This is a genomic window from Methylicorpusculum oleiharenae (assembly GCF_009828925.2).
GTDB lineage: Bacteria > Pseudomonadota > Gammaproteobacteria > Methylococcales > Methylomonadaceae > Methylicorpusculum > Methylicorpusculum oleiharenae.
The window spans coordinates 3,848,017-3,874,189 of sequence record NZ_WUTY02000001.1 but is presented as its reverse complement, the minus strand read 5'-3'; the positions used below and the strand labels follow the sequence as shown (position 1 = coordinate 3,874,189).

Genomic DNA, 26,173 nt, shown 5'->3' with positions numbered 1-26,173 from the left:
TATAAAATTAGCCATCCCAGTTTGAATTTTTAATGTGGGTTTAAGCCTTGCGAGGAGCGACGTAGACCCATCCGTGGGGGCTTGACGGCAGCATCCCTCTGCCGACATCCTCGCAAAGCTTACGCCTACCCTTGTTTGTCATCAACCGGGGATTTACTAATATAAAATAAATGAGTTGCTTAATCTGAAAAAGCGCTTATAATGCACAAATCAATCGCGGGGTGGAGCAGCTTGGTAGCTCGTCGGGCTCATAACCCGAAGGTCGTAGGTTCAAATCCTGCCCCCGCTACCAGATATTAAAAGGCCCCTTTTGGGGCTTTTTGCTTTTTAGGGCTTTTGCTTGAGCCCTTGATATTTTTTAAGGAAGAGCCTTTGGCTCTTTTTTTATGTGCGAGAGAAAATGAGGCAGCAATATGAAACAGGCTCCTGAGCATTTGGTTAATTTAATTGAACCAATTGTGGAAGGTCTAGGCTATGAATGCGTTGGGATTGAATACAATCCTCATCCTCGGCATGGCCTGTTGAGAATTTATATCGACAGTGATCAAGGCATTCTGGTTGATGACTGTTCCCGGGTAAGCCACCAAGTCAGTGGCATGCTGGATGTCGAAGACCCCATACAAGGAAATTATCAATTGGAAGTTTCTTCACCGGGTGAAGACAGACCTTTTTTTAAAGTGGAACAATTTGAACGTTTTATAGGCAGTCTGGCTCAGGTTAACCTGTTCAGTCCTATTCAAAAAAGAAAAAAAATAATAGGCCTCATCATCAAGGTTGAAGGCCAAAACATCTTTCTTCAGGAAGATGAGCAGATTTTTGAGGTTCCATTTGAAGCGATGAGTAAAGCGCGTCTGGCGCCTGAGTATTTAAAAAATAAAGGAGTGCGCAGTGGCAAATAAAGAAATTTTATTAATGGTTGATGTATTTTCCAATGAAAAGGAAATCGATAAAGAAACAGTTTTTCAAGCCGTAGAATCGGCACTGGAGGCTGCAACTTCCAAGCGCTACAGTCACAATATTAGATCTCGGGTCAGTATTAATCGCAAAACAGGCGACTACGACACTTTCAGATGCTGGGAAGTGGTGGAGCCGGATTCACGATTTGAAAATGACTTGGAATTTCCCCACACTCAACTCTTGCTGGATGATGCCAGAAAAATAAAAAGTGATGCCGAGGTTGGCGATGTCATAGAGGAACAGATTGACTCGATAGAATTTGGCCGCATTGCCGCCCAAACGGCCAAGCAAGTCATTATCCATAAAGTGAGGGAGGCTGAGCGTCAAAAGATCGTTGAAGCCTATAAAGACAGAGTGGGTGAACTGATTACAGGTATCGTCAAGCGAATTGAAAAAGGCAGTATCTATCTCGATCTGGGTGGGCACGTAGAAGCTTATATTTCTAAAGAAGATATGATCCCCCGTGAATCGGTTCGCATTGGCGACCGGGTACGAGGGTATTTAAAAGCGGTACGCTCCGAACAAAGAGGCCCCCAATTATTCGTCAGTCGTGCGGCGGCTGAATTATTGATAGCTTTATTTAGATTAGAGGTGCCTGAAGTCGGTGAAGGCATGATTGAAATTAAAGGCGCGGCTCGAGACCCTGGCTCACGCGCAAAAATTGCTGTTAAAGCTAATGACCCGCGTCTGGATCCGGTCGGTGCCTGCGTTGGCATGAGAGGATCCAGAGTTCAAGCAGTCTCGAATGAATTGGCAGGTGAAAGAATTGATATCATTCTGTGGAATGACAGCGAAGCCCAATTTGTAATTAACGCAATGGCGCCGGCTGAAATTGAATCCATCATTATCGATGAAGACAAACACTGCATGGATTTGGCGGTAAAATCAGATAATCTGTCTCAGGCCATCGGCCGAGGCGGACAAAACGTTCGGTTAGCGACAGAGCTAACCGGATGGGAATTGAATGTTATCGATGCATCCAAAGCAGAAGCTTCCAGCGGAGCGGAGGCTGAAATAACCAAGAAATTGTTTATAGATGAATTGGGTGTAGATGATGAGGTGGCTTCCATCCTGGTTGAAGTAGGTTTTAATTCAATCGAGGAAATTGCCTATGTACCGGTCAATGAAATGCTTGAAATTGAGGAATTTGACAAGGAATTGGTTGAAGAGCTTAAAAATCGGGCCAAAGATGCACTTTTAATTAGCGCAATTGCTTCAGAGGAGAAAATTGAGGCTGCCGAACCAGCAAGCGATTTGCTTGAAATGGAAGGCATGGATAAAGATTTGGCTTATGAAATGGCCAGTCACGGAATTTTGACCATGGAAGATCTGGCGGATCAGTCAGTTGATGATCTGCTGGAATTCTCTGATGTAAATGAAGAACGAGCGGCAAAACTAATTATGAAGGCACGAGAGCCTTGGTTTGCTGGAGATCAAGGCGTATAGGACGAGGGTAAGATATGAGCGATAAAACAGTACGGCAGTTAGCTGAGGTAGTAGGCATACCTCTTGAAAAATTATTAGAGCAACTGAAGGAAGCAGGTTTGTCTGCAAGTGCCCCTGATGATGTCATTCAAGAAGATGAAAAGGTCAAGTTATTGATACATTTGCGCAAACGACATGGCAAGTCCATTAGCGAAATTGAAAGCACACCCACCCGCGTTACGCTCAAACGACGCAAGGTTAGCGAAATCAAGCAAAATACCGGACCGGGTAGTGCAGCAAAAACGATCAGCGTCGAAGTCCGTAAAAAGAAAACCTACATCAAGCGCACTGATACAGCCAGCGTCGATGATCATAAAGAGACTGAGGCCGAAAAAACTAATTTATTAGAAGCGTCAGCATCACCCGAGATTGTTGCGAAATCAGTTAAGCCCGGTCTTGCGATTGATGTGTCGGCAGAAGATAAATCAGTTCATTTATCACACCCTGTGGTTGCTTCGCCCGAAACGGCAGTTCAATCCGAAATTTCTGTGACCCTTGAGCCTGTGGTTAAAGTGGAATATGACGAAGAGATTATTCCTGAGGCAGCAGAAGAAGTCGTTCCTATCATTGAAATAAGCAAAGAACAAAAAGAGAAAAACAAAAAAGCCGAAGAAGAGCGCAAGAAGACGGTTGACCGTCAAAAACGGCATGAAGAAGCTGTCGAGCGTAACGCTGAAAAAGTCAGGCAACTGGCTGCGGCTAAAGTGGAAAGCCAGAAAAAACGTAAACCCGTTATTCAGGAAATAGATAGCGAGGGTAGACGCACCGGCAAAAAGAAATCGAAACAGAAAGACCGAGGAAATCAATCGTCGGATGCCAAGCATCAATTCGAAAAACCGGTTTTACCGGTAGTCAGAGATGTGACTATTCCGGAACATATTATTGTTTCCGATTTAGCTCAAAAAATGAGCGTCAAGGCAGCTGAATTAATTAAACAATTAATGAAGCTGGGTATTATGGCGACCATTAATCAGGCAATTGATCAGGATACAGCCGTCTTGCTGGTTGAAGAAATGGGGCATAAAGCCATCCTGCAAAGCGATGATGATCTTGAAGCTGAAATCCTGGCCGAATTGAAAGAAGAAAACCGCAGGGAATTGCCCAGAGCACCGATTGTCACGATCATGGGCCATGTTGACCACGGAAAAACCTCGTTACTCGATTATATTCGTGAAACTCGGGTGGCTGCAGGCGAAGCGGGCGGTATTACCCAGCACATAGGTGCTTATCAGGTTGTTACTGACCATGGCTCAGTCACTTTTCTGGATACTCCGGGTCACGCGGCGTTTACCGCCATGCGGGCTCGCGGTGCAGAACTGACTGACGTTGTTATTGTTGTGGTAGCAGCCGATGATGGCGTCATGCCGCAAACCAAAGAAGCGGTTGAGCACGCCAGGGCAGCCAATGTGCCTATCATTGTAGCGGTCAATAAAATTGACAAGCCGCAGGCTAACCCTGAAAAAGTCATGCAGGAAATGTCCGTCATTAATGTCATACCCGAAGAATGGGGTGGTGATGTCCAGTTCATCAAGGTTTCTGCAAAAACCGGTGAAGGGATAGATGATTTGATCGAGGCATTGATTCTTCAGACTGAAATTTTAGAATTAACCTCTCCAGTTGAAGGCTCTGCTTCGGGTATTGTGATTGAATCACGACTTGATAAAGGACGGGGAGCGGTCGCTACCGTTCTGGTACAAAAAGGCACATTACAGAAAGGTCAATTTGTCCTTTGCGGTTACGAATATGGCCGTGTTAGAGCCATGTTTAACGAAAATGGGAAAAACCTTAAAGAAGCAGGCCCCAGTACGCCGGTTGAAATTTTAGGACTATCCGGAACTCCCAACTCTGGCGATGAGTTTTTAGTGGTTCAAAATGAGCGTGCCGCCAGAGAGTTGGCAGAACACCGTGAGGATAGAAGTAAAACCAGCAGAATGGCAGCTCAACAGGCCGCTAAACTCGATCAGGTATTTTCTCGCATGGCTACCGGTGAGATCGCATCACTTAATCTGGTGATCAAAACCGATGTTCAAGGCAGTCTGGAAGCTTTAAGAGAATCGTTGGTTAACTTGTCAAGTGAGGAAGTTGAAGTTAAGGTCATTTACGGTGGTGTCGGCGGCATTAACGAAGGCGACGCTAACCTGGCCCTTGCATCCGGTGCAATACTGATTGGTTTCAATGTGCGTGCCGACGCAACTTCACGCAAGCTGATTGAAGAAAAAGATATCGATCTGCATTACTACAGTGTGATCTACCATGCGATTGATGAAATTAAAAGCTCAATCAATGGCATGCTGGCACCGGAAATCAAAGAAAATATCGTTGGTTTGGCCGAAGTGCGCGATGTGTTCCGTTCCCCGAAATTTGGTGCTATCGCAGGCTGTATGGTGATTGAAGGCAATGTTAAGCGCAATCTTCCTATCCGCGTATTACGGGACAATGTGGTCATCTATGAAGGACAGTTAGAGTCACTGCGCCGTTTCAAAGACGATGTCAGCGAGGTGAAAATGGGCATGGAATGTGGTATCGGTGTGAAAAATTACAACGATGTTAAAGCCGGAGACCAGATTGAGGTATTTGAACGTATTGAAGTCAAACGGGAATTGTAACGAGAATGGCTAGAGAATTTGGTCGTAACGCCCGTGTTTCATCACAGATTCAAAAAGAACTGGCTTTGATTCTTCAAAGAGAGCTGGACAGGATTCGTTTGGGTTTTGTGACGATTAATGATGTTGAAACAAACAAGGATCTGGCTGTTGCTAAAATTTACGTCACCATCCTGAATAAGGAAGGTGACGAAAGAAAGCAAAGTATGAAGTATCTCAATGACTCGGCGCCCTTTATAAGAAGTGAGCTTGCAAAACGAATGCGACTGCGCATAGTACCGGAGCTCAGATTTTATTATGACACGTCTTTTGAAAACGGCATGCGGGTCGCTGAACTGCTGAGTGATTTACCTGACACTAAGCAAGATTGATGTTTGATGGCTAGACGAAAATCAGGACAGGCAGTTCACGGCATTATATTGCTTGATAAACGCAGCGGCGTTTCATCCAACAAAGCCCTTCAGGAAGTAAAAAGGCTTTTTGATGCGAATAAAGCGGGTCATACCGGCAGTCTTGATCCATTGGCGACCGGACTGCTGCCGCTGTGTTTTGGCGAAGCCACAAAAGTGTCTTCATTTATGCTGGATGATAACAAATGCTATCGGGTTGTAATCCAGTTAGGCGTTGTAACCGAAACGGGAGACAGGGAAGGGGCTGTTATTCAAACTGCCGTGGTGCCGGTGCTTGATGATCAATTAATCAGGCAGTGTTTGCTCCATTTCACGGGTGAAATTGAGCAAATTCCACCGATGTACTCCGCTTTGAAACATCAGGGAAAAAAACTGTATGAGTTGGCAAGGAAAGGTGTCACCGTTGAACGTAAAGCCAGGCGTATCACCCTTTATAAAATTGATCTGCTTGATAAAACAACCGATACGCTGACCCTTGATGTCTGGTGCTCAAAAGGGACTTACATAAGAACGCTGGCAGAAGATATCGGTCTTTACCTCGGTTGTGGCGGGACTGTCAATGAACTGCGCCGATTGGAAGCCGGTTGCTTCAAAATTGACGATGCCTTGACGATAGAACAGTTGCTGGACTTGTCGTTGGATGGCTTAAGGCTTGCACTTGTCCCAATGGACAAACCCCTTGAATTTATGGACTCCGTTCAAGTGAGCGAAGAACAAGCCGAACGATTAAAACAAGGAAGAGCTGTGAACTTTGATGAACATCGCACAGGTAAGGTTCGCATCTACAATCTGCAGAACTTTTTGGGGTTGGGTGAATTATCTTTGGATGGTAAACTAGCGCCTAAAAAAATATTTAACTTAAACTGAATACTCGGTATTCACAGAACAAAGGTGTCTGATTAATAGCAGACCCAAAAAACATCTGTTTCTACACCCTATTGTGGAAACAATGTGAACCCCAGTCATGAAAAAATGACTTTTTTTATTTCGTTAATCTATAGGGATTATCAATGCCATTTACTGCTGAACACAAAAAAGCAATCGTTGAAGAATATCGTTTATCAGAAACCGATACCGGTTCTACTGAAGTCCAAGTCGCCTTGTTGACTGCGCGGATTGTTCATTTGACGCCTCACTTCGCAGAACACAAAAAAGACAATCATTCACGTCGCGGCTTATTACGTCTCGTTAATCAGCGTCGTAAATTATTGGACTACTTGAAGAAAACAGATCTGAATCGCTATCGTTCATTAATAGATCGCTTAGGTTTGCGTAAATAAATGATCAGACTTAGAACGGCACCTGTGTGCCGTTCTTTGCGGTTACATAATGACTTAATTTATAACCTTTAACATAAAGGAACCTTATAGTGACTCTTGTTAGGAAAGAATTTCAGTACGGCGACCAGCTCGTCACACTTGAAACCGGTGAAATAGCCCGCCAGGCCGACGGTGCAGTAATTATTAACATGGGAGGGACTACCCTTCTCGTCACAGTCGTTGGAAAAAAAGATGCAAACGTTGGCGGAGATTTTTTTCCATTAACTGTGAACTATCAAGAAAAAACCTATGCCGCAGGAAAAATTCCAGGTGGTTTTTTCAAACGCGAAGGACGACCTAGCGAGAAAGAAACGCTTACTTCACGCTTAATCGATAGACCTATCAGGCCGCTTTTTCCTGACGAGTACACCAACGAGGTTCAAATCGTTGCAACGGTCATGTCTCTTAATCCTGAGATTGACCCCGAAATTCCTGCATTATTGGGCTCATCAGCCGCATTAGCTATCTCCGGCTTGCCGTTCAATGGTCCGGTTGCCGCAGCTATAGTGGGCTATCAAGATGATCAATATTTGTTGAATCCATCAGTAACGGCTCTTAAAGGATCGCAATTGTCCTTAGTTGTTGCCGGTACCGAACATGCTGTATTGATGGTTGAATCAGAGGCCCAAAGCTTAACCGAAGAAATTATGCTCGGCGCTGTTCTGTTTGGTCATGAGCAAATGCAACAAGCTATAGCCGGCATTAAAGAGTTTGCTCAAACGGTCAATAAACCCTTGATTAACTGGCAGGCTCCCGTCGCAAACAGTGAATTGGAAAAATTAGTGTCCGATTCGATTGAAGCTGATATTAAAGCTGCATATCAAGTTGCTGAAAAACTGACCCGGCAAGATCAATTAAAAGAAATCAGAAGCGCTGTTGTCGCCAAACTGACGGCTGACGATCAATATTCAGAAAAAGACATTCGCGCAATTATCGAAAAGCTGGAAAAGAAAATTGTCCGCAGTTCGATTATTAACGAACACAAGCGTATCGATGGCCGTAATCTGGACAGCGTCAGACCTATTTCAGTCCGTACCGGCGTTTTACCTCGCGCTCACGGTTCTGCCTTATTCACTCGTGGTGAAACCCAGGCCTTGGTTGTAGCCACACTGGGAACGGAGCGCGACTCACAAATTATCGATGCATTGGGTGGCGAGTATAAAGAAAGCTTTATGCTGCATTACAATTTCCCTCCGTATTGCGTAGGCGAAACCGGTTTTGTCGGATCACCGAAACGTCGTGAAATTGGTCATGGCCGCTTGGCTAAGCGTGGCGTTCAAGCCATATTACCGAATATGGATGAATTCCCCTATGTCATCCGCATCGTTTCGGAAATTACCGAATCGAACGGTTCCAGTTCCATGGCATCCGTGTGCGGTAGCAGTTTGGCCTTGATGGACGCCGGTGTTCCTACTAAAGCACCTGTAGCCGGCATTGCTATGGGGTTAATCAAAGAAGGCGACAATTTTGCTGTTTTGTCCGACATCATGGGTGATGAAGATCACCTGGGTGATATGGATTTCAAAGTAGCAGGAACGGAAGACGGTATAACCGCCTTGCAAATGGATATCAAAATTGATGGTATTACCGCGGAAATTATGAAAACCGCTTTGGATCAAGCCAAAATTGGTCGTATCCATATTCTGGGCGAGATGAATAAAGCGCTTTCTGAAACCAGAAAACAGATGTCAGATTTCGCGCCTCGTATTATTACTATTAGAATTGACCCCAGCAAAATTCGCGAAGTCATCGGTAAGGGCGGGGCGACAATTAGAAGTTTGACTGAGCAAACCGGAGCCAGCATCGATTTGACCGATGACGGTATCGTAAAAATTGCTTCGGTTGATAAACAGGCGGGAGAAGAAGCGCGCCGGTTGATAGAAGAAATCACCGCTGAAGTCGAAGTCGGTAAAACCTATGAAGGAAAAGTTGCCCGCTTGATGGACTTTGGTGCATTTGTAACTATTCTGCCTGGCAAAGACGGTTTGGTTCATATTTCGCAAATTTCAGATGAACATGTTGATAAAGTCAGCGATAAACTGAATGAAGGTGATGTTGTCCGGGTTAAAGTTCTGGAAATTGATCGCCAGGGCAGGGTCAGACTCAGCATGAAAGCAGTCGATATCAGTGAATAATGATTTCGAATTAGCCAGCTAGTAAAAAGGGCCTTAACAGGCCCTTTTTTTTGCTCTTTTCTTTCTCATTTGAATTGTGCATCTGCGTTCAAAAGACAGGTAATGCCTGGATATTTGACTCAATCCGGTGGATTTTATCTTAGCTTTTTCATGACTCCATTACTCAATAAGATTAACGATAGTTAAAGACAATTTAATCTATAATACGCGCCAAAAGTCGATTCACTCTTTTTTTGCTTAATGCTTCAACTGATTGAACTATGGTTTCACGATCTCTTCTGAGTGTTGCCTAATTCGAAATGTAAGCCGTAAGTATTTGCGTCGCGTCCTTACGAACTTCCTTTTTTAGTTCCTACTTTTTAATAATTATTTTGTGGTTGTGATTGATGGCCAGGACCTTTAGTAACAAATGAAAATTGCATTACTTTCAAGAAATTCAAAACTATACTCCACGCGAAGACTGATTGAAGCCGCTCAGGCCAGAGGGCATGAAATTCATGTCATTGATGCTTTACGTTGTTACATGGAAATCACGTCCAACAGACCCGGCATCCACTACAAAGGCACCATATTGAGTGGATTTGATGCCGTCATACCTAGAATCGGAGCTTCGATTACTTTTTACGGAACTGCCGTGCTGAGGCAGTTTGAAATGATGGGTACTTACACACTAAACGAATCGGTAGCCATATCTCGCTCAAGAGATAAGTTGCGTTCATTGCAGTTGTTATCACGAAAAGGTATCGGTTTGCCCGTCACAGGTTTTGCTCATAAACCCGATGATGTAGAAGATTTAATCAAAATGGTTGGCGGAGCGCCCTTGGTTATAAAACTATTGGAGGGTACGCAAGGTATTGGCGTCGTAATGGCAGAAACTCAAAAAGCGGCTGAAAGTGTTATCGAGGCATTTATGGGATTAAAGGCCAATATTTTAGTCCAGGAATTCATCAAAGAAGCTGCCGGTGCCGATATACGTTGCTTTGTTATCGGTGACAAGGTCGTTGCGGCCATGAAAAGACAAGGTAAAGAAGGCGAATTTAGATCCAATTTGCACAGGGGCGGAACTTCCTCTTTAATCAGAATATCGCCTGAGGAACGCTCCATTGCCGTTCGTGCGGCAAGAACCCTGGGATTAAATGTTGCCGGTGTGGATTTGCTGCGCTCCAACCATGGCCCGGTCATCATGGAAGTCAACTCATCACCGGGCTTGCAAGGTATTGAAACGTCAACTGAAAAAGATATAGCGGGTATGATTATTGACTTTATTGAAAAAGATTCAGTCAACAAATCGACCCGCACCAAAGGAAAAGGATAAATCCGGCTATCATGGTATGACCCCCTATAGCCGGATCTTATCAGGATATCTCGATTTTTTGACCGATTTTGGGTAAGTTGGCAGGCCAACCCAATCGGTTAAAACAGGTCTGTAAGGAATGAGAAGCGCTTGTTTCTCCGTGAACCAAAAACAACCGGGGCTTGGTTCCTTCAAAGTGATTAGCCCAGGCGAGCAATTGGCTTTGATCGGCGTGAGCGCTAAGACCGCCCAACGTATGGATTGTGGCTTCTACATGGATTTTGCTGCCCAGTATTTTTAAATCTTTCTGGCCGTCAATCAAGCGCCTGCCCAAGGTACCTTGAGCTTGAAAACCGACGAAAACGATGTGTGCATTACGCCGCCACAAGTTGTACTTCAAGTGGTGACGAATACGCCCACCCGTGCACATTCCGCTGCCAGCAATAATAACAGCGCCGCCAACAATCCGGTTGATCGCCATCGAGTCTTCTGCCGTTTCCGAATAGGATAGGCAGGGGAGCCAGGCTTGCCAGCCTTTTTGTGCTATTCGATTAAATTCAGGATCATCCTCGTTAAAAAGGTGCTTATAATCAAAATAAATTTCACTGGCATTGATGGCCATAGGGCTGTCAAGAAAAACCTGCTGTTGAGGCAATGAACCTTCGCGGTAAAGTTTGCCCAACCAGTACAGCAAATCCTGAGTACGGCCGACAGCAAACGAAGGAATAATGACATTGCCACCGCTATTGGCGGCTAACTTAAGTATCACTCTCAGTTCGTCCAGAGTAGGGTCTAACGCTTTATGATCTCTGTCTCCATAGGTGGATTCCAGCAATAGCAGATCAGCGTGTTTGACCGTTTCCGGATCAGGTAAAACGGGGGAGGCGGAATTGCCGAGATCCCCCGAGAAAACCAGTGTTTTGTTTTTATCGCCTTCCTGTAGTTCAAGCTTTACGATTGATGAACCTAAAATATGTCCGGCATCTAAAAACTGCAGTTTTATGCCGGGTAATACCTCAATTGCCGTTTTATAAGGAAAAGGTTTTCTCAATGTCAGCAAAGCTTCAACATCTTCGAGCGTAAACAGAGGATCTAACAGCTTTTTTCCAGCTCTCTCGCGCTTTTTATTTTCCCATTCGGTATCTCTCAGCTCCAGAAACGCAGCATCTTTCAGCAGCAGTTCCAGTAACTGATAGCTGCCTTCCGTCAGGAACAGATTACCTCGAAATCCTTCTTTAACCAGCTTGGGTAAGCGTCCGGAGTGATCAAGATGCGCATGGGACAAAACGACAGCATCAATTGTTGCTGGATCAAAGGGAAAGTCTTCGGCGTTGAGCCGTTCTGTTTCCTTACTTCCCTGAAATAAACCACAATCCAGTAAGATACGGTGATGGCCTGTTTCAAGCAGGTAACAAGATCCTGTTACCTGCTCTGTGCCACCCCAAAATGTCAGGTAAGTCATTGATTGGCCTCTTTTGTCTAATACAGCGGCTAAGAATTATGGCTGAATCAATTTTTGAGGCGCTCTAAGATTCGGTGATAGGCCGTGTTGAGTTCGTCAGCAATTACTTTGGTTTTGGAAACCAGTTCCTCTGTCGTTTCTTTGGTTTCATCCTTGATTTCCTCTGCTTTAATTTTCAGTTCATGCCATTTTTCTTCAGCTTTGTCCCACTCAGATTTTGCATCAAGTCCGGCCAAGTGCATTTGTACCATGATTTCATCGCGTTGAGTTTTGACTTTTTCTGAAATTTGTTCTAACTCTTTCAACAAATCCATTGATATATCCTCATGTTGTTTTAATAATAAAAGGTCTTAGGCTGTTTTAATCACCCAAGATTTTTGAAGCTAAAATGAAAGTTTAACAAATTGGTCTATAAGTTGGGGTTCCATTCTTCGATGATAGTCCTGTCTACCCTGACTAGGCAAATTACATTTCAACCGGCCGGTAGTCTTTTAATTGTACTTATTTGTCTTTATTCAGTATCTATATGATATTTAAGATCAATTCTTTGAGTTTCACCCGCTCTTGTCTGCAAACTGAAATGTTTGCTTAATTTCTTTGTCAGCAACACCGCATAGTTATTGGAAAAGAAACCCAGCGATAAACCAATATAAAAATCAGGACTGATGAATTTTCCTAAGCGCACTGCTGAATCTTCCAGCCGTTCCTTTTCCTCAAACTCCAGCTCATCAATGCCCAGTTTGGCATTGAGCCAGGACAGCTGTCCGGTACCATAGCTTAATGCTGCTTTTGCCAAGGCCTCAGACTGACTTCCACCCGCTGATTCCAGAGATCGTCCGGTAATAAGATATGCCAACGCTTCTGATTCCGGCAAGGCGGGCTGACTGCTGACTTTTGTTTGTGGAGACTTTAAGGGGCCGGTGACTTTGAGAATCGCGGTAATGTCTTCGCTGGTCGCTTTGCGGGTGGCTTCGATATTCAACCAGGGATTATCCAGCGGTCCGTTGAACAAAAATTCGCCTTTGCTGACCGTCAAGTCCTGTCCATAGGCTTTATACCTACCCTCATTCATAGCGACCCGGCCTTGCATACGTTGCTGATTAGACAGGCCGGTGTAGCGCAAACGGCCGCTGAGTTGAGTTGACAAGCCAAAACCATCAAATGTTATTTTGTCACCCAGCAACAATGAAATATCGGTTTTTAAGTTGATAGGACTGGGCTGGACTGCGGCAATTTCGATTTGTCCCAGAATAACTTCATCCTCGCTGGGTTGCACGGCATGTTCCGGCAATTCGTTAATTTTAAGGATGGCTTCGTCTATGGTTACGTCACCTGTTATTTCAACCCGATTATTTTCATGTGTGATATTAAGCCGGGGTGATACCGATATTGCCGCTTCAGGTACACGGGAAATTTGAAAATTATTGCCGCCGATCTGAATGTCTGCAGGGAACCCCTGATCAGCATAAGGTGACATGAAGCCGGATATCAATAAGTTGCCCGATCCTGATTCCATTTGCCCGGCTATTTTTAACCGGCCTTGTTCTGCATCGTCCGGTGTCAAAGCCAGCTGGATATTTTTGATTTGGATACCGGCTGCGGGAATATCCATTCCGGCATCGGTTAAACGAATCAGGCCTTGAATAGAGGGGTGGGCTGTTGGGCCTGAAAAAGTGACATCGGCATTGAATTGTCCTTTTACCTTTTCTATTTCCGGAACTAAAACATCTAATAACGTTAAATCCCGAATGACAGCCTCAATGTGCCCGTCAAGGGCGTGATCTGGTCCTGAAATTTGAGCCTTGATAAAATCCTGGCCTTCCAGCAGCATGACAAGGTCGGCATTGACTTGCTTTTGCTGATAAGTCGCTGTTAGCGTTGTGGATGTTAACCTGAAATCGATGGGCGGTTTGTCCGGCAAATACAATTTAACGCCCGCACCTTGTATTTCCGCGTTCAGGTTGGCGTTTATATTATCGCCTTTAATTGTCGAGTTAAGTTTTGCATTGAGCAAGCCTTGCGTTACCAGTTCTTCCGGCAACCAAAGCTTCAAGATGCTGAGATCCAGTTTTTCAATACGTGCCTGCGCCATTAGGTCTTTTTTCAAATCCCCCTCCACCTGGAAACACAAGGCAGCTTCTGATCGGGTTAAACAGCCTTCACTCATCCGCAGAAAACCGCCTTTCCCAAACTGGCTCAAGCTCAAATTAACGGTTTGATCAAGCCGCCAGACATCCATCTTGGGGTGATGCAGATCTAATTGCGTAATGGAACCTGTCCACCTTTCGTTAGCCCAGGAGCCATTGAGGCTGGCCGTGACATTAGACACATTCGAAGCCACCTCGAGATTAAAATGATGCTGATTTAATGGGCCGCTGCCTTTCAAGCCTAGCCTTTGGATCTGTTGGCCGTTCAACAGCAAATCATTCGCCAGTAAATCAAGCGTTAACGGTTTTTGAGCAATTCCGGGATAGTCCAGTTTCAAGCTGATCGTTTTCAATGAGTAATCGTTCTCATATTTTAAGTCCATTCCAGACAGATCCAGCTTGATTTGCGGCATCTGGTAATTTCCGGTCAAATCGATCTTTCCTATTAAACTGCCGCCCAGTCCCGGCCAGAGTGAAGCAAGCACCGGTGCATTAAGAGTGGCCTCAAGCTGCATTTTGGCTTGTGTTAACAAGCCATCGGCTTCCAGTTTGTTTCTGCCTGATTGTAAATGCAATTTTTCAATCGTCAGTTGATCATCTTTGAAGGCTAATTTTCCTGCACCTTCTATTGGGTTTTTGTGCAATGTGCCGCTCAGCTTGTTTAGCGTGAAGTCGCCACTCAACTTCCCGTCGGTTAGCGTGCCTGAAGTAGCTGCATCCAAATTAAGAGAGCCCGGAACATCTGCAATAAATTCCGCCGGATTGATGGCTTTGGCTAATAGATCCAGCGCATAACTGAAATGATCAGCCCAGGACAAATGACCCTTTATAGTTAATGATCCGGATTTTGGCGCCAGGGAAAGCTCGGCAATATCCAGCGATTCTGCGTTGCCGGTGCCGTTCAATAGCAGTTTAAAAGATGGCAACTGCTCGTTTTTTACCTGAGTGTTCAGGCTGATTTGATAGGCATTGGATGTGCCGCTAAAAGAAGTTTGGCCGGATATGATCTGCAATTGGGGCGGGCCTGATAACGGCCATTGAAGCGACTTCCAGTGGCCTTTTAGTTGGAACGCCGGTTCAGATTGTCCCCAATTGATATCACCGGTGAATTCGGCTTCTCCTTTTTCGGGTTTTATACGCAAGCTTTCCAAAGTAAGCGCATCGATGCCGCCAAAGCCTTTAAGATCAATAGTAATAAGGGATTTTTCAATCTGTAGGGGCGATTTAAGCTCAATAGTATAAGCTTGGCTGGTTCCCTTGATGTTCAACCGACCCTCGCCGGATTGAATCGAAGGTGTTGATTCCGTCAATGGCCATTGAAGTTTCTGCCATACCAAGGCGATATCAAAAGACGGGCTTGCTCCGGACAAGTCGATCTGAGCATTATGTTTTAACGATAAAGGCCCGCTGACATCGCCTGACATCCTTAATGAATTAAGGTTGCCATCGATTCGGATTCCGCCGTTAATCGGTGGCGATTCCTCCAGATTTATTCGCCAGTTCAATTCAGTTTGTAACGGGAAATGCTCGGCCAGCTCAATCACCCCTTGACCACCGGTTTCCAGTAGAGGTGTAGTAACTTTCAGATAAGCAACAGTGATTTGCTGGTTCACTAACGAAACGCCTGTTTCCAGACGATTGATCAGGGTCTCGGCATCCGCTGTTTTATAAGTCAATTGTTCAACCAGAAACTGTTCCAGCTTGATTTCTATGGGTATGATCGGAATTTTAAACGCTTCATCTTCTTGTGTTTCTGACTCGCTCTCGAAACCTGAAATGGCAAGGGTTTTTGCTTTGATTGATTCAATATGAAGCTTGCCCGTCAATAGCTCAATCGGTTGCCAGTCAAATTGAAGACTGTCGATGTGTATAGCATCATTTCCCGATTGATACGCTATGCCTGTTAATTCGAGTTTTCCCAGCAAGGTCCCGTTGACTTTATCGACTGCCACATTAAAGTTCGACGTCAACACGCTGTTTTTCAACAGCCAGCGGGTGCCCGGTTCAGTTCCAATCAAAGTGAACACCGCTCCAACAAGCACCAATAAACAGAGCAATATAGCGTACAGTAATCCCCTGGCTAAACGCTTCATAGGACTGACCCTGCCGCAAAATGGATCTGAAAGGATGATCCGGATTCATCAAGGGGGACTGCAAAATCAATTCGAACCGGACCCACCGGCGAAATCCAGCGAACGCCGAAACCGACCCCGGTGTTCAAACTAAAGTCATTGGTATCGAAGGCATTGCCGCTATCTATGAAGGCCGCGACGCCCCATTTGTCGCCAATAAATTTTTCGTACTCAATACTCAAAACCCCTAACATCGGGCCGCCGATGACCTCGTTGTCCTTATTTTTAGGCCCTAATTCCTTATATTCATAACCTCTTATGGTCTGAGCGCCCCCGGCAAAATAGCGAAATGAAGCAGGTAATCGGCTAAAGTCGCTGACCAGTGTGCCGCCTAATTCTGCGCGGGTTATGAGACGCCCTTCCCAAGGCATGGCCGTCAGCCATTTAAACAGTCCGCTTGCCTGAACAAAACTGACATCGGAAAGCAGAGCCTCATGGGCTCCCGAAATGCCCAGATTGAGGTGGTAGCCTTCAGTCGGTCTGACTTCCGCATTGGATTCGGTATATTGGACGCGACCCCCAGGTACCAGCAAAAATGAGCTGTTTGCGGTATCAGCAGAGACATAATCCTCATAGATTAAATCCAGTGACAGAATGCTTTTCCATCTGTTTTGATGAAATTTCAAGCGCTGTGCAGACAGCTTGAAAAGGTCCGAATTAAAGGTGTCCGGTTCTTCGTGTTTGTAGCCCAGTCCCAGATTGAAACTGTCGGTAGTGGGATTCTGCAAAGGGATGCTGTAACGGGCTTCCACGGTTGATAAAACCGGCGAGATATCCATGGCGGCAGAAACAGAATGACCGCGCAGGTTGATACGGCGATTGACGTATCCGGCACTGAACAAGGGACCGTAGTTAGTGTCATAACCCAGGCCTACCTCATAGGTATGTTTTTTTCTGGGATGTAACTGGATGACAACAGGCACTCTGAAATCGTCGGTCGCTTGATCAATTAACGGCTGTATTTCTATGCTGCTGAAATACTCGTTGCTGGAGAAGCTGTTATGAATTTGTGCCAGTTTTTTACTGGAATAGAATTCATCTTCTTCCAGGTTAACAAAGCGGTCGACCAAGTCCGGACTTAAAAAATCCTGTTCAATCTTGATGTCCCCAAAATAGAATCGAGGACCGGAATCAAAGCTGATTTCCACAGCAGCCTGGTGTTTTTCAAGATCAATCAGCAAGCGGCTTTTATCAAAACGGTAGTTTAAATAACCACGCTCCAACGCCAAAGATTGCAAACTACTTTTTAAATTTTCATAACGGCCATGATGGACAGTTTTACCTGTTTCCAACGGATTTTTTGACAATAAGCTTTGAAAGGCGGGATCGGTTTCAGCGGAACCGGTTACTTGGACATCGACTGAAGCGAGTTTAACCGGTAAGCCTCGATCAATCGTAAATTCAGCGACCCAGCAATCGGAGGTGAATGCTAGCGTTTTAGTAATGGCCGGCTGGTAATAACCTAATGCTTTTAAAGCATTACGAATATCGTCATCCGCTTGTTTGAACAAAGTATTAATCCGCCATTTAGGCGTCGAACAACTTTCCTTTGCCAATCTCAAAAAAGCGTTAACGTTCCTGTATTGGCTACCCTTAAGTCCAATGACTTTTATCTCGGGAAGACTATCCTCAGCCTTACCCGCTTGAATCATTAAAAATAACAGGAATAGGGTGAGTAGCGCTTTTCTCTGCATCAAAAGAGGTTAATAAGCCACAGGCTTAATCTTCTAGAGGAAATACTTCTGTTGAATCGGCAGGCTGAACAGGGGTTACTGCCGGTTGGGGGGGCGGAACTGAATTGACGCGTTGGCGGTAATCATTTTCACTTTCGCTGATCAGTTTTTTCCCTTGCTCGATTAATTTGTTGCCCTCAGTGATTTGAATATTGCCTTTACTGATCAGTTTGTTGCCTTCGTTTACATTATCACGGCCTTGGGCAATCATATCGTTGCCAAATTGGACCAACTTATTGCCCTCATTCCATTTTGTTCCCACATCGATGAGATGAGGGCCTTGGTTCATCATCAAATCTCCTTGGGTTGGTTTATTAGCCGGGCAACCGGCTAAAACACTTAGGATGAATAAAAGTCCGATCAATTTGAAAACTGCTTTTGCTGGCATGGTATGTCCTTGATAAAAAGGGAGGTTAAAGCACTCAAGTTTAGTGAGTCGGTTAATCGCGAGCGTTTGTCAGAAAAAATCCATCTGACTGGTTTTGTGTCAACACAACAGAAAACATCCAAGAGTGATTATTAATTTATGTTACCAATAACACTTGTTAAGTTAAAACTTAAATTTGTTTTATAGGTAATTGATGTTTAAGGATAGTGTGATTTTTCCCGTAATCGAGAAGAGCCGCTTTAGGCAATCAATCACTACAGCTATCGAATCTAGCGAGCATAACGTTTACACTCTTTATTAGATGAGAAGCGCCATTAGCCGCCTCACCGCTAATAACTCAACAAATTTGAGAGGATGCCAAGCCTATGCATGATGAATTGAAACCCATTGCCGAAGGTGGATTATTGGATAGACGTTTTTTTCTTAAAAAAGGACTCACTTTTACCAGTATTGCATGGTTAGCTCCCTCTGCTATGGCCGAAGCAGTGCGCAGCGATGCCATGACAGCGCCAGGGCGGGCTTTATCAAATTACGGCAACCCGTCCAATCACGAAAACAAAGTCATACGCTGGACAATGGGTAATGCCGCAGCTCCGGGCAACGGGGTTTCATGGACGCCGCTGCATGCTTTGGAAGGGATGATAACGCCTAATGGTTTACATTTTGAGCGTCACCATAACGGCGTTCCGGATATTGATCCCGATAATCATCGTTTATTAATTCATGGTCTGGTGAATCGGGCGTTGGTTTTCAAAATAGAGGATTTATTACGTTATCCAATGACCAGCCGGTATTGTTTTATTGAATGTGGTGGTAACAGTAATGCCGGTTGGCATACTGAACCCATGCAAACCGAAGCAGGGTATTTTCATGGCATGGCCTCATGCAGCGAATGGACCGGCGTTCCTGTCAAAATACTGTTCGACGAAGCCGGTATCAAAGGCCGAGCAAAATGGGTAATAGCCGAAGGCGCCGATGCCTCTATGATGAGTATCAGTTTGCCGTTGGAAAAACTGCTGGATGATTGCCTGTTGGCTTTTTATCAAAACGGTGAGCGAATCAGGCCGGAGAATGGTTATCCGGTTCGTTTATTGGTGCCGGGCTGGGAAGGTGTGTTGAATGTCAAATGGTTGCGTCGGTTACGTTTGACTAACAGACCGGTCATGGCAAGAAATGAAACGGCAAAATATACCGAATTACTGCCCAACGGCAAGGCAGAGCAATTCAGTTTTGTAATGGGTGTTAAGTCCTTGATTACCCGTCCGTCCTACGGCCAGCAACTTACTAAACCAGGCTTGTATGAGATTATCGGTCTGGCCTGGAGTGGACATGGCAAAATCGTTAAGGTCGAAGTATCGGCTGATGGAGGGAAAAGCTGGGCGGAAGCGCAATTGCAGGAACCGGTTTTGTCTCGCTGTTTCACCCGTTTTCGCATACCTTGGCAGTGGGAGGGAAAAAAGGCCGTTTTAAAAAGCCGTGCAATTGATGACCAAGGTAATCAGCAGCCTGAGCGGCATGAACTTATCCAGGCAAAAGGAAAGCATGGCTATTTTCACTATCATGCCATTGTCAGTTGGGCGATTGCCGATGATGGGAGTGTCAGTCATGTCTATGCGTAAAACTCTGCTATTCTTTTTTAGTGTTTGCTGGTCTCTGGCAGGCAGTGCTGAAAGCAGCCCTGATCTGGGACAAAAAGCCCCGGGTGATTTTCTCAAACAAGGGAACTATGACGTATTTCCTGATGGCGAGGGGTTACCTGAAGGGTTAGGCAACGCAAGACAGGGAGAGGCGATTTACAGTCAGCATTGTCAAACCTGTCATGGACTCAAAGGGGAAGGGGGCAGCGCTGAAGAATTAGCCGGTGCATTGCACGGATTAACTGATAATCCACCCGATAAAACCATCGGAACTTACTGGCCTTATGCCACGACTTTGTTTGATTTTATAAGGCGTTCCATGCCTTTATCGGCGCCTGGTTCTTTAACTAATGATCAGTTATATGCCGTGACCGCATATCTTCTATACATTAACCACATCATCAAAAGTGAGGATGAAATAAGTGCGAAAACCCTTCCGCGGATTACCATGCCCAATCATGACGGCTTTATTAACGTATTTGACGGGCAAGAATAAATTCACACGTTATTAAAGAAACAGATGATCACAACAGTTTGAAGAAAGTGGCCTGCCAATTTCAATTACACCGTATCAGAAGCTTTTAGTTGCGATTTCATTAATTCATTGATCAAGTATCCTTTATGACTTATCTCTCAATATCTGACTTGTCGATTGTTCTGATTGAGCCCTCGGTAACCCAGCTGAAAATCATACTTAATTATCTTCATGAGGAGGGGGTCGTTAATATTCAAGGCGTCTCATCCGGTGAACAAGCAATGGCACTGCTTGAAAATTATCAACCCGATTTGATTATCAGCAGCATGTATCTTCCGGACATGACGGCAACCGAGCTTTTTTCATCGATAAAAAGTTCGCCTCAATTTGAGAACACAGTCTGCATGCTCATTTCCAGCGAAACCAATTTAGCGGCACTGGAACCTATCAGGCAATCCGGGGTAGTTGCTATTTTGCCAAAACCCTTCAGTCATTCGGATTTAAAGCGGGCTTTACGAGCGACCATAGAACTGGTCGAACCTGAAGAAATACATCTCGATTCATACGACATAGAGAGTATTCGCGTGCTGGTTGTCGATGACAGCATCATGTCGCTTAAACACATCACGCGAATTTTAAACAACATGGGCATTAGCCATGTATCGACAGCAAGAAATGGCAAGGAAGCATTGCAGATATTTTCGGATAATAATGAATCTTTCGATCTGATCGTGACTGATTACAATATGCCGGAAATGGATGGAGAAGCGTTGATTAAATCAATCCGAGATACCCTGGATAATCGTTTTGTGCCCATTCTGATGGTAACCAGTGAGGCCAACGAAAAAAGGTTGAGCAGGGTTCTGCAGGCTGGTGTTTCAGCCATTTGTGACAAGCCTTTTGAGCCGATGAACATAAGGGAAATGTTGTTTAGGCTGCTGGAGCAGCATTAGTTTATACGTAAAATAACACTCCTTTCAGATCATAAAAAACGTTTCGCTTTGTTAAAGGGCAACATGATCTGACTAAACTTGACTGGAAAAACCCAGAAAAGTAGTCGCCGAACAAAGCTATGAAAGGCATACCTCCGGGACCCTACCATATGGGATACCAGTAGAACAAGGTGAAGTTTTGATGCTTTTGTCACGAAGCTGGTTTATTAGTTAAAGCTGAAGTCAGGAACAGGCCCATTCGTAGTCATTGGATTTGATGAGGTTACGGGCGACTTATGGCTAAACTTGCTCTTTCAGTATTGAAGGATCAAAATCGACCCAATACTGCCGGTCACGCTTCTCCAAACCGGTCAGTAAGCCAAATGCAGATTCTGCGAACTGGAAGTCTACAAAACAGCCATTGATTACCTTAACCCAATCGGCCTCCAGACCGTAGCAATGAAGGGTCAATGTCGGCTCAAGACCATCCAGTAGGCGTTTCGTTGGTTTGATAACTGGCCTCCAATGATAAAGCTAGTGATTGGTTGGATTTGTGCCGGTGTCTGCAGTCGTGTGTTAAGTGATCGACAACGTCCGCTGAAAGAGTCGATTAAACCGTTGCCTCGTTTTTGGTACAGGATTTCAGCAACCCATGAATTTATTCTTACTGGCTGCCGGCTGTCAAAGATACAGAGTTTTCAGCATAAGTGTGCACAACCTGTATCATCAGTGTATCCTAATATTTAGCAAATTTTTCCACAAAAAAGCTGATACACGTTCACAGTTGAAAACCGACGCATGCTCATCAACCTGATCAACAACATCGCATTCCTGATTGCTCTGGTGGCGACCGGGCAGATTGTCCTCCGGCAATTTCATAACAACGCGCTGAATCGGCAAGTATTGCTTGGTCTCCTGTTTGGCGGGGTGACCCTGCTAGGCATGCTCAACCCGGTGACTTTTGTACCAGGATTGATTTTTGATGGCCGATCGATCGTTCTATCGGTGGCAGGCGTCGTCGGTGGCGCAATCACTGCAGCGATTGCGGCGATCATGGCCGCTATTTATCGTTATCAACTGGGCGGCATCGGGGCGCCCGTCGGGGTCTTGATTGTAGTGGTGTCCTCGCTATTGGGCGTGCTGGCAAGACAGTGGTGGTCACAACGCCAAGCACCTCCGACCATGCTGCAATATCTGGCCCTGGGCTTGGTGGTGCAACTGTCACAGTTGGCCGCCTTCACGCAGATTCCCGATCAAGTTGGCTATGCCTTCATTGAACAAGCCTGGTGGGTACTCTTGTTGCTCTATCCACCTGCCACCATGTTGCTGTGTCTGATCTTTCGCGATCAGGAACGGCAACTGGAAGACCAGCAGGCTTTGCAAGCCGCGCAGGAAACGGCAATGCGTGAGCGGTCCATGTTGCGCACGCTAATCGACACACTTCCCGACCTGATCTGGCTGAAAGATCCCAAGGGCATTTATCTGGCTTGCAATCATCGATTCGAGCAATTCTTCGGCGCCTGCGAGCGGGAGATCGTCGGTAAAACCGACCACGACTTCGTTGACAAGGCGCTTGCTGATTCTTTTCGGGCCAACGATCGCGCCGCAATGGAAAGGAACAGCCCCACGGTTAACGAAGAGGAAATCACTTTTGCCTCCGACGGTCACCGTGAACTGTTGCAAACCATCAAGATTCCCATGCGCAATGAAAATGGCCAACTCATTGGCATTCTCGGCATCGGTAATGACATCACGCAGCGCAATAAGGCTGAACGCGCGCTGGAAAACAGCGAAAAGCAACTGCGCTTCGTTCTCGAAGGTGCGGAACTCGGTTTCTGGGATTGGGACATAGCGGCTGGCACGGTTTATCGCAACGAGCGATGGGCCACCATGCTGGGTTACAGCCATAAAGACATCCGGCAGACGACTCAGCAATGGACCGATTTCATTCACCCGGATGACCGCAGCCGTGCCTGGGATTCGATCAACTCCGTTCTTGAAGGCCGCTCGAGCATGCACCGACTCGAATATCGCATGCTGCGTAAGGACGGCAGCCTACTCTGGATTCTCGATCAAGCCAGTGTGATGCAGCGCGACGCAGAAGGCAAACCGCAGCGCATGTGCGGCACGCATACCGACATTACGGAAATCAAGGCGACCCAGGAAGAGCTGACACAACACCGCAGCAATCTTGAGAAACTCGTCGGCGAGCGCACCCACGAACTGACACTGGCCAAGGAAGCCGCCGAAACCGCGAACATCACTAAGAGCGCCTTCTTAGCGAACATGAGCCATGAGATACGGACGCCACTCAATGCCATCACCGGCATGACGCACATCCTTCGTCGTTCGGTCTTGACACCACAGCAAACCGACAAACTCGACAAGATTGAAGCCGCCGGCAACCACCTGCTCGAAATCATCAACGCCATTCTCGATCTTTCCAAGATCGAAGCCGGCAAATTCACCGTGGAGCTCGCTCCAGTCCAAGTCGACACCGTGCTGGTCAACATCGTCTCGATGCTGGCCCAAAAGGCTAAGGCCAAAGGCATCGCCATCAATATGGAATCCGTCGCGCTAACTCACCCTCTCCTGGGCGATCCCACCCGACTCCAGCAAGCTCTGCTCAACTATGCCGCCAATGCTCTCAAGTTCACCGAGCGGGGCCATATCACCTTGCGCGTTAAGGAAGAGGCCCAGACCGACGAAACCGTTACGCTCCGTTTCGAAGTGGAAGACAGCGGAATCGGCATTGCCCCCGACGCTCTACCCAAACTGTTCGACTCCTTCGAGCAAGCCGACAACTCGACCACGCGCAAATACGGCGGCACCGGGCTGGGCCTTTCGATCACCAAGAAGATTGCCGAGCTTATGGGCGGTCGGGTTGGCGTCAACAGTATCGAGGGCCAAGGCAGCACCTTCTGGTTTACCGCCGTCTTCACCAAGGCAGAACAGATTTTCGAAACCCTCCCCAAGATCGACGGCGAGGACGCCGGGCAGGCGATCAGGCGCAACCATGCCGGCAAGCTTGTATTGCTGGCGGAAGACGAACCCATCAACCAGGAGATTTCCCGTATGATGCTGGAGGATGTCGGGCTCACTGTCCATCTCGCCACCGACGGTCGGGAGGCAGTCGAAAAGGCAAGTGCCGGCTACTACGATCTGATCCTGATGGATATGCAGATGCCGCACATGGACGGGTTGGATGCGAGCCGCCAGATCCGGCTACTCCCGGGCTGTTCAGCAACCCCAATTCTGGCGATGACGGCGAATGCCTTTGCAGAAGACAAGGAGCGGTGTTTCGAGGCAGGCATGAATGCCTTCATTTCCAAGCCAGTGAGGCCGGATGTCCTTTACCAGACTTTGCTGACGTGGCTTGAAAAGAGGCTAGTCTGCTCGACAACAGTGTCGCCGGCCGCAATTCGTCAATCTTTTACCCATTGACAGGGAGCTAAGTGCCGTTGTGACCCGGTGATGATGTCATTCTGCTGCCCCAATACCTGACAGTCAACAGGCTCACAGCTAGCCTAATCTATTGAAATTGGATGGCGACCCCGACGGTCGGGTATTGGCCGGTTGCGGCTAAGGATTTTCTCGAAACAGTGTCGGCCAGATTGTCAGGTTCACGGTATTTCAACATTCGACAAAGTTGGTTTTTGATTGCTTTTAACATGCAATGAATTTTTTCACTCGCCGATCTTTAGCTTTTCGATATTCAAATCCGATTAACTAATTAAAACGGAACATAATGGTTCGTCGTATTTTTCCGGTTAAGTGCTACTCTTATGTCACATGTAGCAAGGCCTTTTGAGAAAACACTTTGCAAGAAGACTTAATTACAAATTTATCAGTACTGGAAAGCCACCTCGATGGCGTACTCGGAAGAGTAAACCAAAACAGCCGGTCATTTAAAAAGTTACAAGACTTTGAACGGCAGCTGATCAATGCCAGTTCGCTGGCTGAGATGATCTTGCTGGTTTTGCATGAGGGCAAAATCTTTTTTGATATTGATGTACTGACTTTCAGCATCATTGATACTGACGGGGAACTGGCAGAAAGTCTGGCTGAAGAAGGTTTGGAATCCAGCAATATTAAAGATTTGATTTTGCTGCAGGATAAAGAGTTGTTAAACCATACGTTCAGTCTAGCAATGAGGCCGTTTATAGGGCAATTTCGACCTGAAAAGTGCGACGATTTTTTTTCCAAAGTCGATGAAAAGCCTGTTTGTGTTGCCATTATCCCGCTATGCCGCCGAGGCACTGTCATGGGTGCGCTAAACTTTGGCAGTTATCAGTCTGAACGCTTTATAGACAATATGGCGACTGATTTTCTTGAGCATATGGTCTCGGTAGTCAGTATTTGTCTGGAAAACAATCTGAATTATGAAACCATGCGGCGCACCAGTTATATCGATACGTTGACCCGGGTAAATAACAGGCGATTTTTAGAGCAACGGATGAGTGAGGAATTGGACCGCTGCCAAAGAAGCAACGAAGCACTTTCGTGCCTTTTTTTAGATATAGATCATTTTAAACAGGTCAACGACACTTATGGTCATCAAGCGGGTGACTATGTTCTGAAACTCGTCGCGAGTACCATAAAAAACCTGCTCAGAAATAATGATGTATTGGCAAGGTATGGAGGAGAGGAATTTGTTGCGCTGCTTTCCCATATCGATGATAAAACGCTTAAAAGCATAGCCGAACGTATTCGGGCCACCATTCAGGGATTAACCATTGTCTTTGACGGTCAAGCCATTTCATTGACTATATCTATTGGGGCTTCGTCGTGTATTCCTTCCGAATCTAAATTATTAACAGGGCCGGTTCTTGCTGCTAAACTTATCGAGTCCGCTGACAGTGCCCTGTATAAGGCTAAAAACAATGGTCGTAACAAGGTTGAAGTATCAGAATGTGTCTCTGATTCATCTGAAGTAAACTGGAAACGTGCTTGACAGGATTATTTTTTGACGACCTTGTAGTGCAAAAAGAAATTAGCCTTACTTGATTTAGAGTGTAAATCCATTCAAAAGCATTAGAATATTTATCACTGTTAATATGATCT

At 45.8% G+C, this 26,173-nt stretch carries 18 protein-coding genes, 1 tRNA gene and 2 pseudogenes; 15 read left to right on the top strand and 6 right to left on the bottom strand.

The window, feature by feature from the left end; genetic code table 11:
• The first annotated feature begins 215 nt into the window (after nucleotides 1-215).
• The 10 genes and pseudogenes from GO003_RS17475 to rimK all read left to right on the top strand — a co-directional run bounded on the left by GO003_RS17475 (nucleotide 216) and on the right by rimK (nucleotide 10,224).
• Nucleotides 216-292 (top strand) — tRNA-Met (locus GO003_RS17475).
• Between the two features lie 121 nt (nucleotides 293-413).
• Nucleotides 414-899, top strand: a complete 486-nt coding sequence (rimP, locus tag GO003_RS17470) for a ribosome maturation factor RimP (RefSeq protein ID WP_159654545.1) — start codon at nucleotides 414-416, stop codon at nucleotides 897-899.
• On the top strand, nucleotides 889-2,403 hold the full coding sequence (nusA, locus tag GO003_RS17465) for a transcription termination factor NusA (protein WP_159654543.1): 1,515 nt from the start codon (nucleotides 889-891) through the stop codon (nucleotides 2,401-2,403). The genes rimP and nusA overlap by 11 nt, the downstream gene beginning before the upstream one ends.
• Before the next feature lie 14 nt (nucleotides 2,404-2,417).
• Nucleotides 2,418-2,730: pseudogene (locus tag GO003_RS26660) on the top strand (translation initiation factor IF-2 associated domain-containing protein); the annotation flags it as partial.
• Nucleotides 2,731-3,260: 530 nt separating this feature from the next.
• A pseudogene (gene infB / locus GO003_RS17460) lies at nucleotides 3,261-5,048 on the top strand (translation initiation factor IF-2); the annotation flags it as partial.
• Between the two features lie 5 nt (nucleotides 5,049-5,053).
• A complete protein-coding gene (rbfA, locus tag GO003_RS17455; protein WP_159654539.1) occupies nucleotides 5,054-5,416 on the top strand; it encodes a 30S ribosome-binding factor RbfA in 363 nt (120 codons plus the stop codon).
• 6 nt (nucleotides 5,417-5,422) lie between these two features.
• Nucleotides 5,423-6,322, top strand: a complete 900-nt coding sequence (gene truB, locus GO003_RS17450) for a tRNA pseudouridine(55) synthase TruB (protein WP_159654537.1) — start codon at nucleotides 5,423-5,425, stop codon at nucleotides 6,320-6,322.
• A 143-nt stretch (nucleotides 6,323-6,465) separates the two neighbouring features.
• Nucleotides 6,466-6,735, top strand: coding sequence for a 30S ribosomal protein S15 (gene rpsO / locus GO003_RS17445; RefSeq protein ID WP_159654535.1), 270 nt, complete (start codon nucleotides 6,466-6,468; stop codon nucleotides 6,733-6,735).
• 89 nt (nucleotides 6,736-6,824) lie between these two features.
• The gene (gene pnp, locus GO003_RS17440) at nucleotides 6,825-8,909 is read left to right on the top strand and encodes a polyribonucleotide nucleotidyltransferase (RefSeq protein WP_159654533.1); all 2,085 of its coding nucleotides are present in this window, start codon (nucleotides 6,825-6,827) and stop codon (nucleotides 8,907-8,909) included.
• 409 nt (nucleotides 8,910-9,318) lie between these two features.
• Nucleotides 9,319-10,224: a 30S ribosomal protein S6--L-glutamate ligase gene (gene rimK / locus GO003_RS17435; protein WP_159654531.1), complete on the top strand. Its 906-nt coding sequence runs from the start codon at nucleotides 9,319-9,321 to the stop codon at nucleotides 10,222-10,224.
• A 40-nt stretch (nucleotides 10,225-10,264) separates the two neighbouring features.
• On the opposite strand, the gene GO003_RS17430 is transcribed toward rimK, so the two are convergent.
• The 5 genes from GO003_RS17430 to GO003_RS17410 form a co-directional block, all read right to left on the bottom strand.
• On the bottom strand, nucleotides 10,265-11,665 hold the full coding sequence (locus GO003_RS17430; RefSeq protein ID WP_159654529.1) for an MBL fold metallo-hydrolase RNA specificity domain-containing protein: 1,401 nt from the start codon (nucleotides 11,663-11,665) through the stop codon (nucleotides 10,265-10,267).
• A gap of 47 nt (nucleotides 11,666-11,712) precedes the next feature.
• Nucleotides 11,713-11,979 carry a hypothetical protein gene (locus GO003_RS17425; protein ID WP_159654527.1) on the bottom strand — a complete coding sequence of 89 codons (267 nt, stop codon included), beginning with the start codon at nucleotides 11,977-11,979 and terminating at the stop codon, nucleotides 11,713-11,715.
• A 197-nt stretch (nucleotides 11,980-12,176) separates the two neighbouring features.
• Nucleotides 12,177-15,905 carry a translocation/assembly module TamB domain-containing protein gene (locus GO003_RS17420; protein ID WP_159654525.1) on the bottom strand — a complete coding sequence of 1,243 codons (3,729 nt, stop codon included), beginning with the start codon at nucleotides 15,903-15,905 and terminating at the stop codon, nucleotides 12,177-12,179.
• The gene (locus GO003_RS17415) at nucleotides 15,902-17,596 is read right to left on the bottom strand and encodes an autotransporter assembly complex protein TamA (protein WP_231089050.1); all 1,695 of its coding nucleotides are present in this window, start codon (nucleotides 17,594-17,596) and stop codon (nucleotides 15,902-15,904) included. Before GO003_RS17415 ends, GO003_RS17420 begins: the two co-directional genes overlap by 4 nt.
• 67 nt (nucleotides 17,597-17,663) lie before the next feature.
• The gene (locus GO003_RS17410) at nucleotides 17,664-17,969 is read right to left on the bottom strand and encodes a hypothetical protein (RefSeq protein ID WP_159654521.1); all 306 of its coding nucleotides are present in this window, start codon (nucleotides 17,967-17,969) and stop codon (nucleotides 17,664-17,666) included.
• Between the two features lie 461 nt (nucleotides 17,970-18,430).
• Between GO003_RS17410 and soxC the strand changes: the two genes are divergently transcribed.
• The 3 genes from soxC (at nucleotide 18,431) to GO003_RS17395 (ending at nucleotide 21,130) form a co-directional block, all read left to right on the top strand.
• On the top strand, nucleotides 18,431-19,684 hold the full coding sequence (gene soxC / locus GO003_RS17405; protein WP_159654519.1) for a sulfite dehydrogenase: 1,254 nt from the start codon (nucleotides 18,431-18,433) through the stop codon (nucleotides 19,682-19,684).
• Entirely contained in the window at nucleotides 19,671-20,198 is a 528-nt protein-coding gene (locus GO003_RS17400) for a c-type cytochrome (RefSeq protein WP_231089049.1), read from the top strand. The genes soxC and GO003_RS17400 overlap by 14 nt, the downstream gene beginning before the upstream one ends.
• A gap of 125 nt (nucleotides 20,199-20,323) precedes the next feature.
• Nucleotides 20,324-21,130, top strand: a complete 807-nt coding sequence (locus GO003_RS17395) for a response regulator (protein WP_159654517.1) — start codon at nucleotides 20,324-20,326, stop codon at nucleotides 21,128-21,130.
• 279 nt (nucleotides 21,131-21,409) lie between these two features.
• Here the strand turns inward: GO003_RS17395 and GO003_RS17390 are convergent, their stop codons facing one another.
• Entirely contained in the window at nucleotides 21,410-21,580 is a 171-nt protein-coding gene (locus GO003_RS17390; RefSeq protein ID WP_159654515.1) for a hypothetical protein, read from the bottom strand.
• Nucleotides 21,581-21,907: 327 nt separating this feature from the next.
• On the opposite strand from GO003_RS17390, the gene GO003_RS17385 reads away from it, so the two are divergent.
• Nucleotides 21,908-24,553, top strand: a complete 2,646-nt coding sequence (locus GO003_RS17385) for a PAS domain S-box protein (protein WP_159654513.1) — start codon at nucleotides 21,908-21,910, stop codon at nucleotides 24,551-24,553.
• 376 nt (nucleotides 24,554-24,929) lie between these two features.
• On the top strand, nucleotides 24,930-26,063 hold the full coding sequence (locus tag GO003_RS17380) for a sensor domain-containing diguanylate cyclase (protein WP_159654511.1): 1,134 nt from the start codon (nucleotides 24,930-24,932) through the stop codon (nucleotides 26,061-26,063).
• The last annotated feature ends 110 nt before the right edge of the window (nucleotides 26,064-26,173 follow it).

What these genes read in the sequence shown, in the direction of transcription:
- rimP (WP_159654545.1), top strand. Translation starts at nt 414, where the DNA reads ATGAAACAGGCTCCTGAGCATTTGGTTAATTTAATTGAACCAATTGTG.
- rbfA (WP_159654539.1), top strand. Translation starts at nt 5,054, where the DNA reads ATGGCTAGAGAATTTGGTCGTAACGCCCGTGTTTCATCACAGATTCAA.
- truB (WP_159654537.1), top strand. Translation starts at nt 5,423, where the DNA reads ATGGCTAGACGAAAATCAGGACAGGCAGTTCACGGCATTATATTGCTT.
- rpsO (WP_159654535.1), top strand. Translation starts at nt 6,466, where the DNA reads ATGCCATTTACTGCTGAACACAAAAAAGCAATCGTTGAAGAATATCGT.
- rimK (WP_159654531.1), top strand. Translation starts at nt 9,319, where the DNA reads ATGAAAATTGCATTACTTTCAAGAAATTCAAAACTATACTCCACGCGA.
- GO003_RS17430 (WP_159654529.1), bottom strand. Translation starts at nt 11,665, where the DNA reads ATGACTTACCTGACATTTTGGGGTGGCACAGAGCAGGTAACAGGATCT.
- GO003_RS17425 (WP_159654527.1), bottom strand. Translation starts at nt 11,979, where the DNA reads ATGGATTTGTTGAAAGAGTTAGAACAAATTTCAGAAAAAGTCAAAACT.
- GO003_RS17420 (WP_159654525.1), bottom strand. Translation starts at nt 15,905, where the DNA reads ATGAAGCGTTTAGCCAGGGGATTACTGTACGCTATATTGCTCTGTTTA.
- GO003_RS17415 (WP_231089050.1), bottom strand. Translation starts at nt 17,596, where the DNA reads ATGATTCAAGCGGGTAAGGCTGAGGATAGTCTTCCCGAGATAAAAGTC.
- GO003_RS17410 (WP_159654521.1), bottom strand. Translation starts at nt 17,969, where the DNA reads ATGATGAACCAAGGCCCTCATCTCATCGATGTGGGAACAAAATGGAAT.
- soxC (WP_159654519.1), top strand. Translation starts at nt 18,431, where the DNA reads ATGCATGATGAATTGAAACCCATTGCCGAAGGTGGATTATTGGATAGA.
- GO003_RS17400 (WP_231089049.1), top strand. Translation starts at nt 19,671, where the DNA reads ATGTCTATGCGTAAAACTCTGCTATTCTTTTTTAGTGTTTGCTGGTCT.
- GO003_RS17395 (WP_159654517.1), top strand. Translation starts at nt 20,324, where the DNA reads ATGACTTATCTCTCAATATCTGACTTGTCGATTGTTCTGATTGAGCCC.
- GO003_RS17385 (WP_159654513.1), top strand. Translation starts at nt 21,908, where the DNA reads ATGCTCATCAACCTGATCAACAACATCGCATTCCTGATTGCTCTGGTG.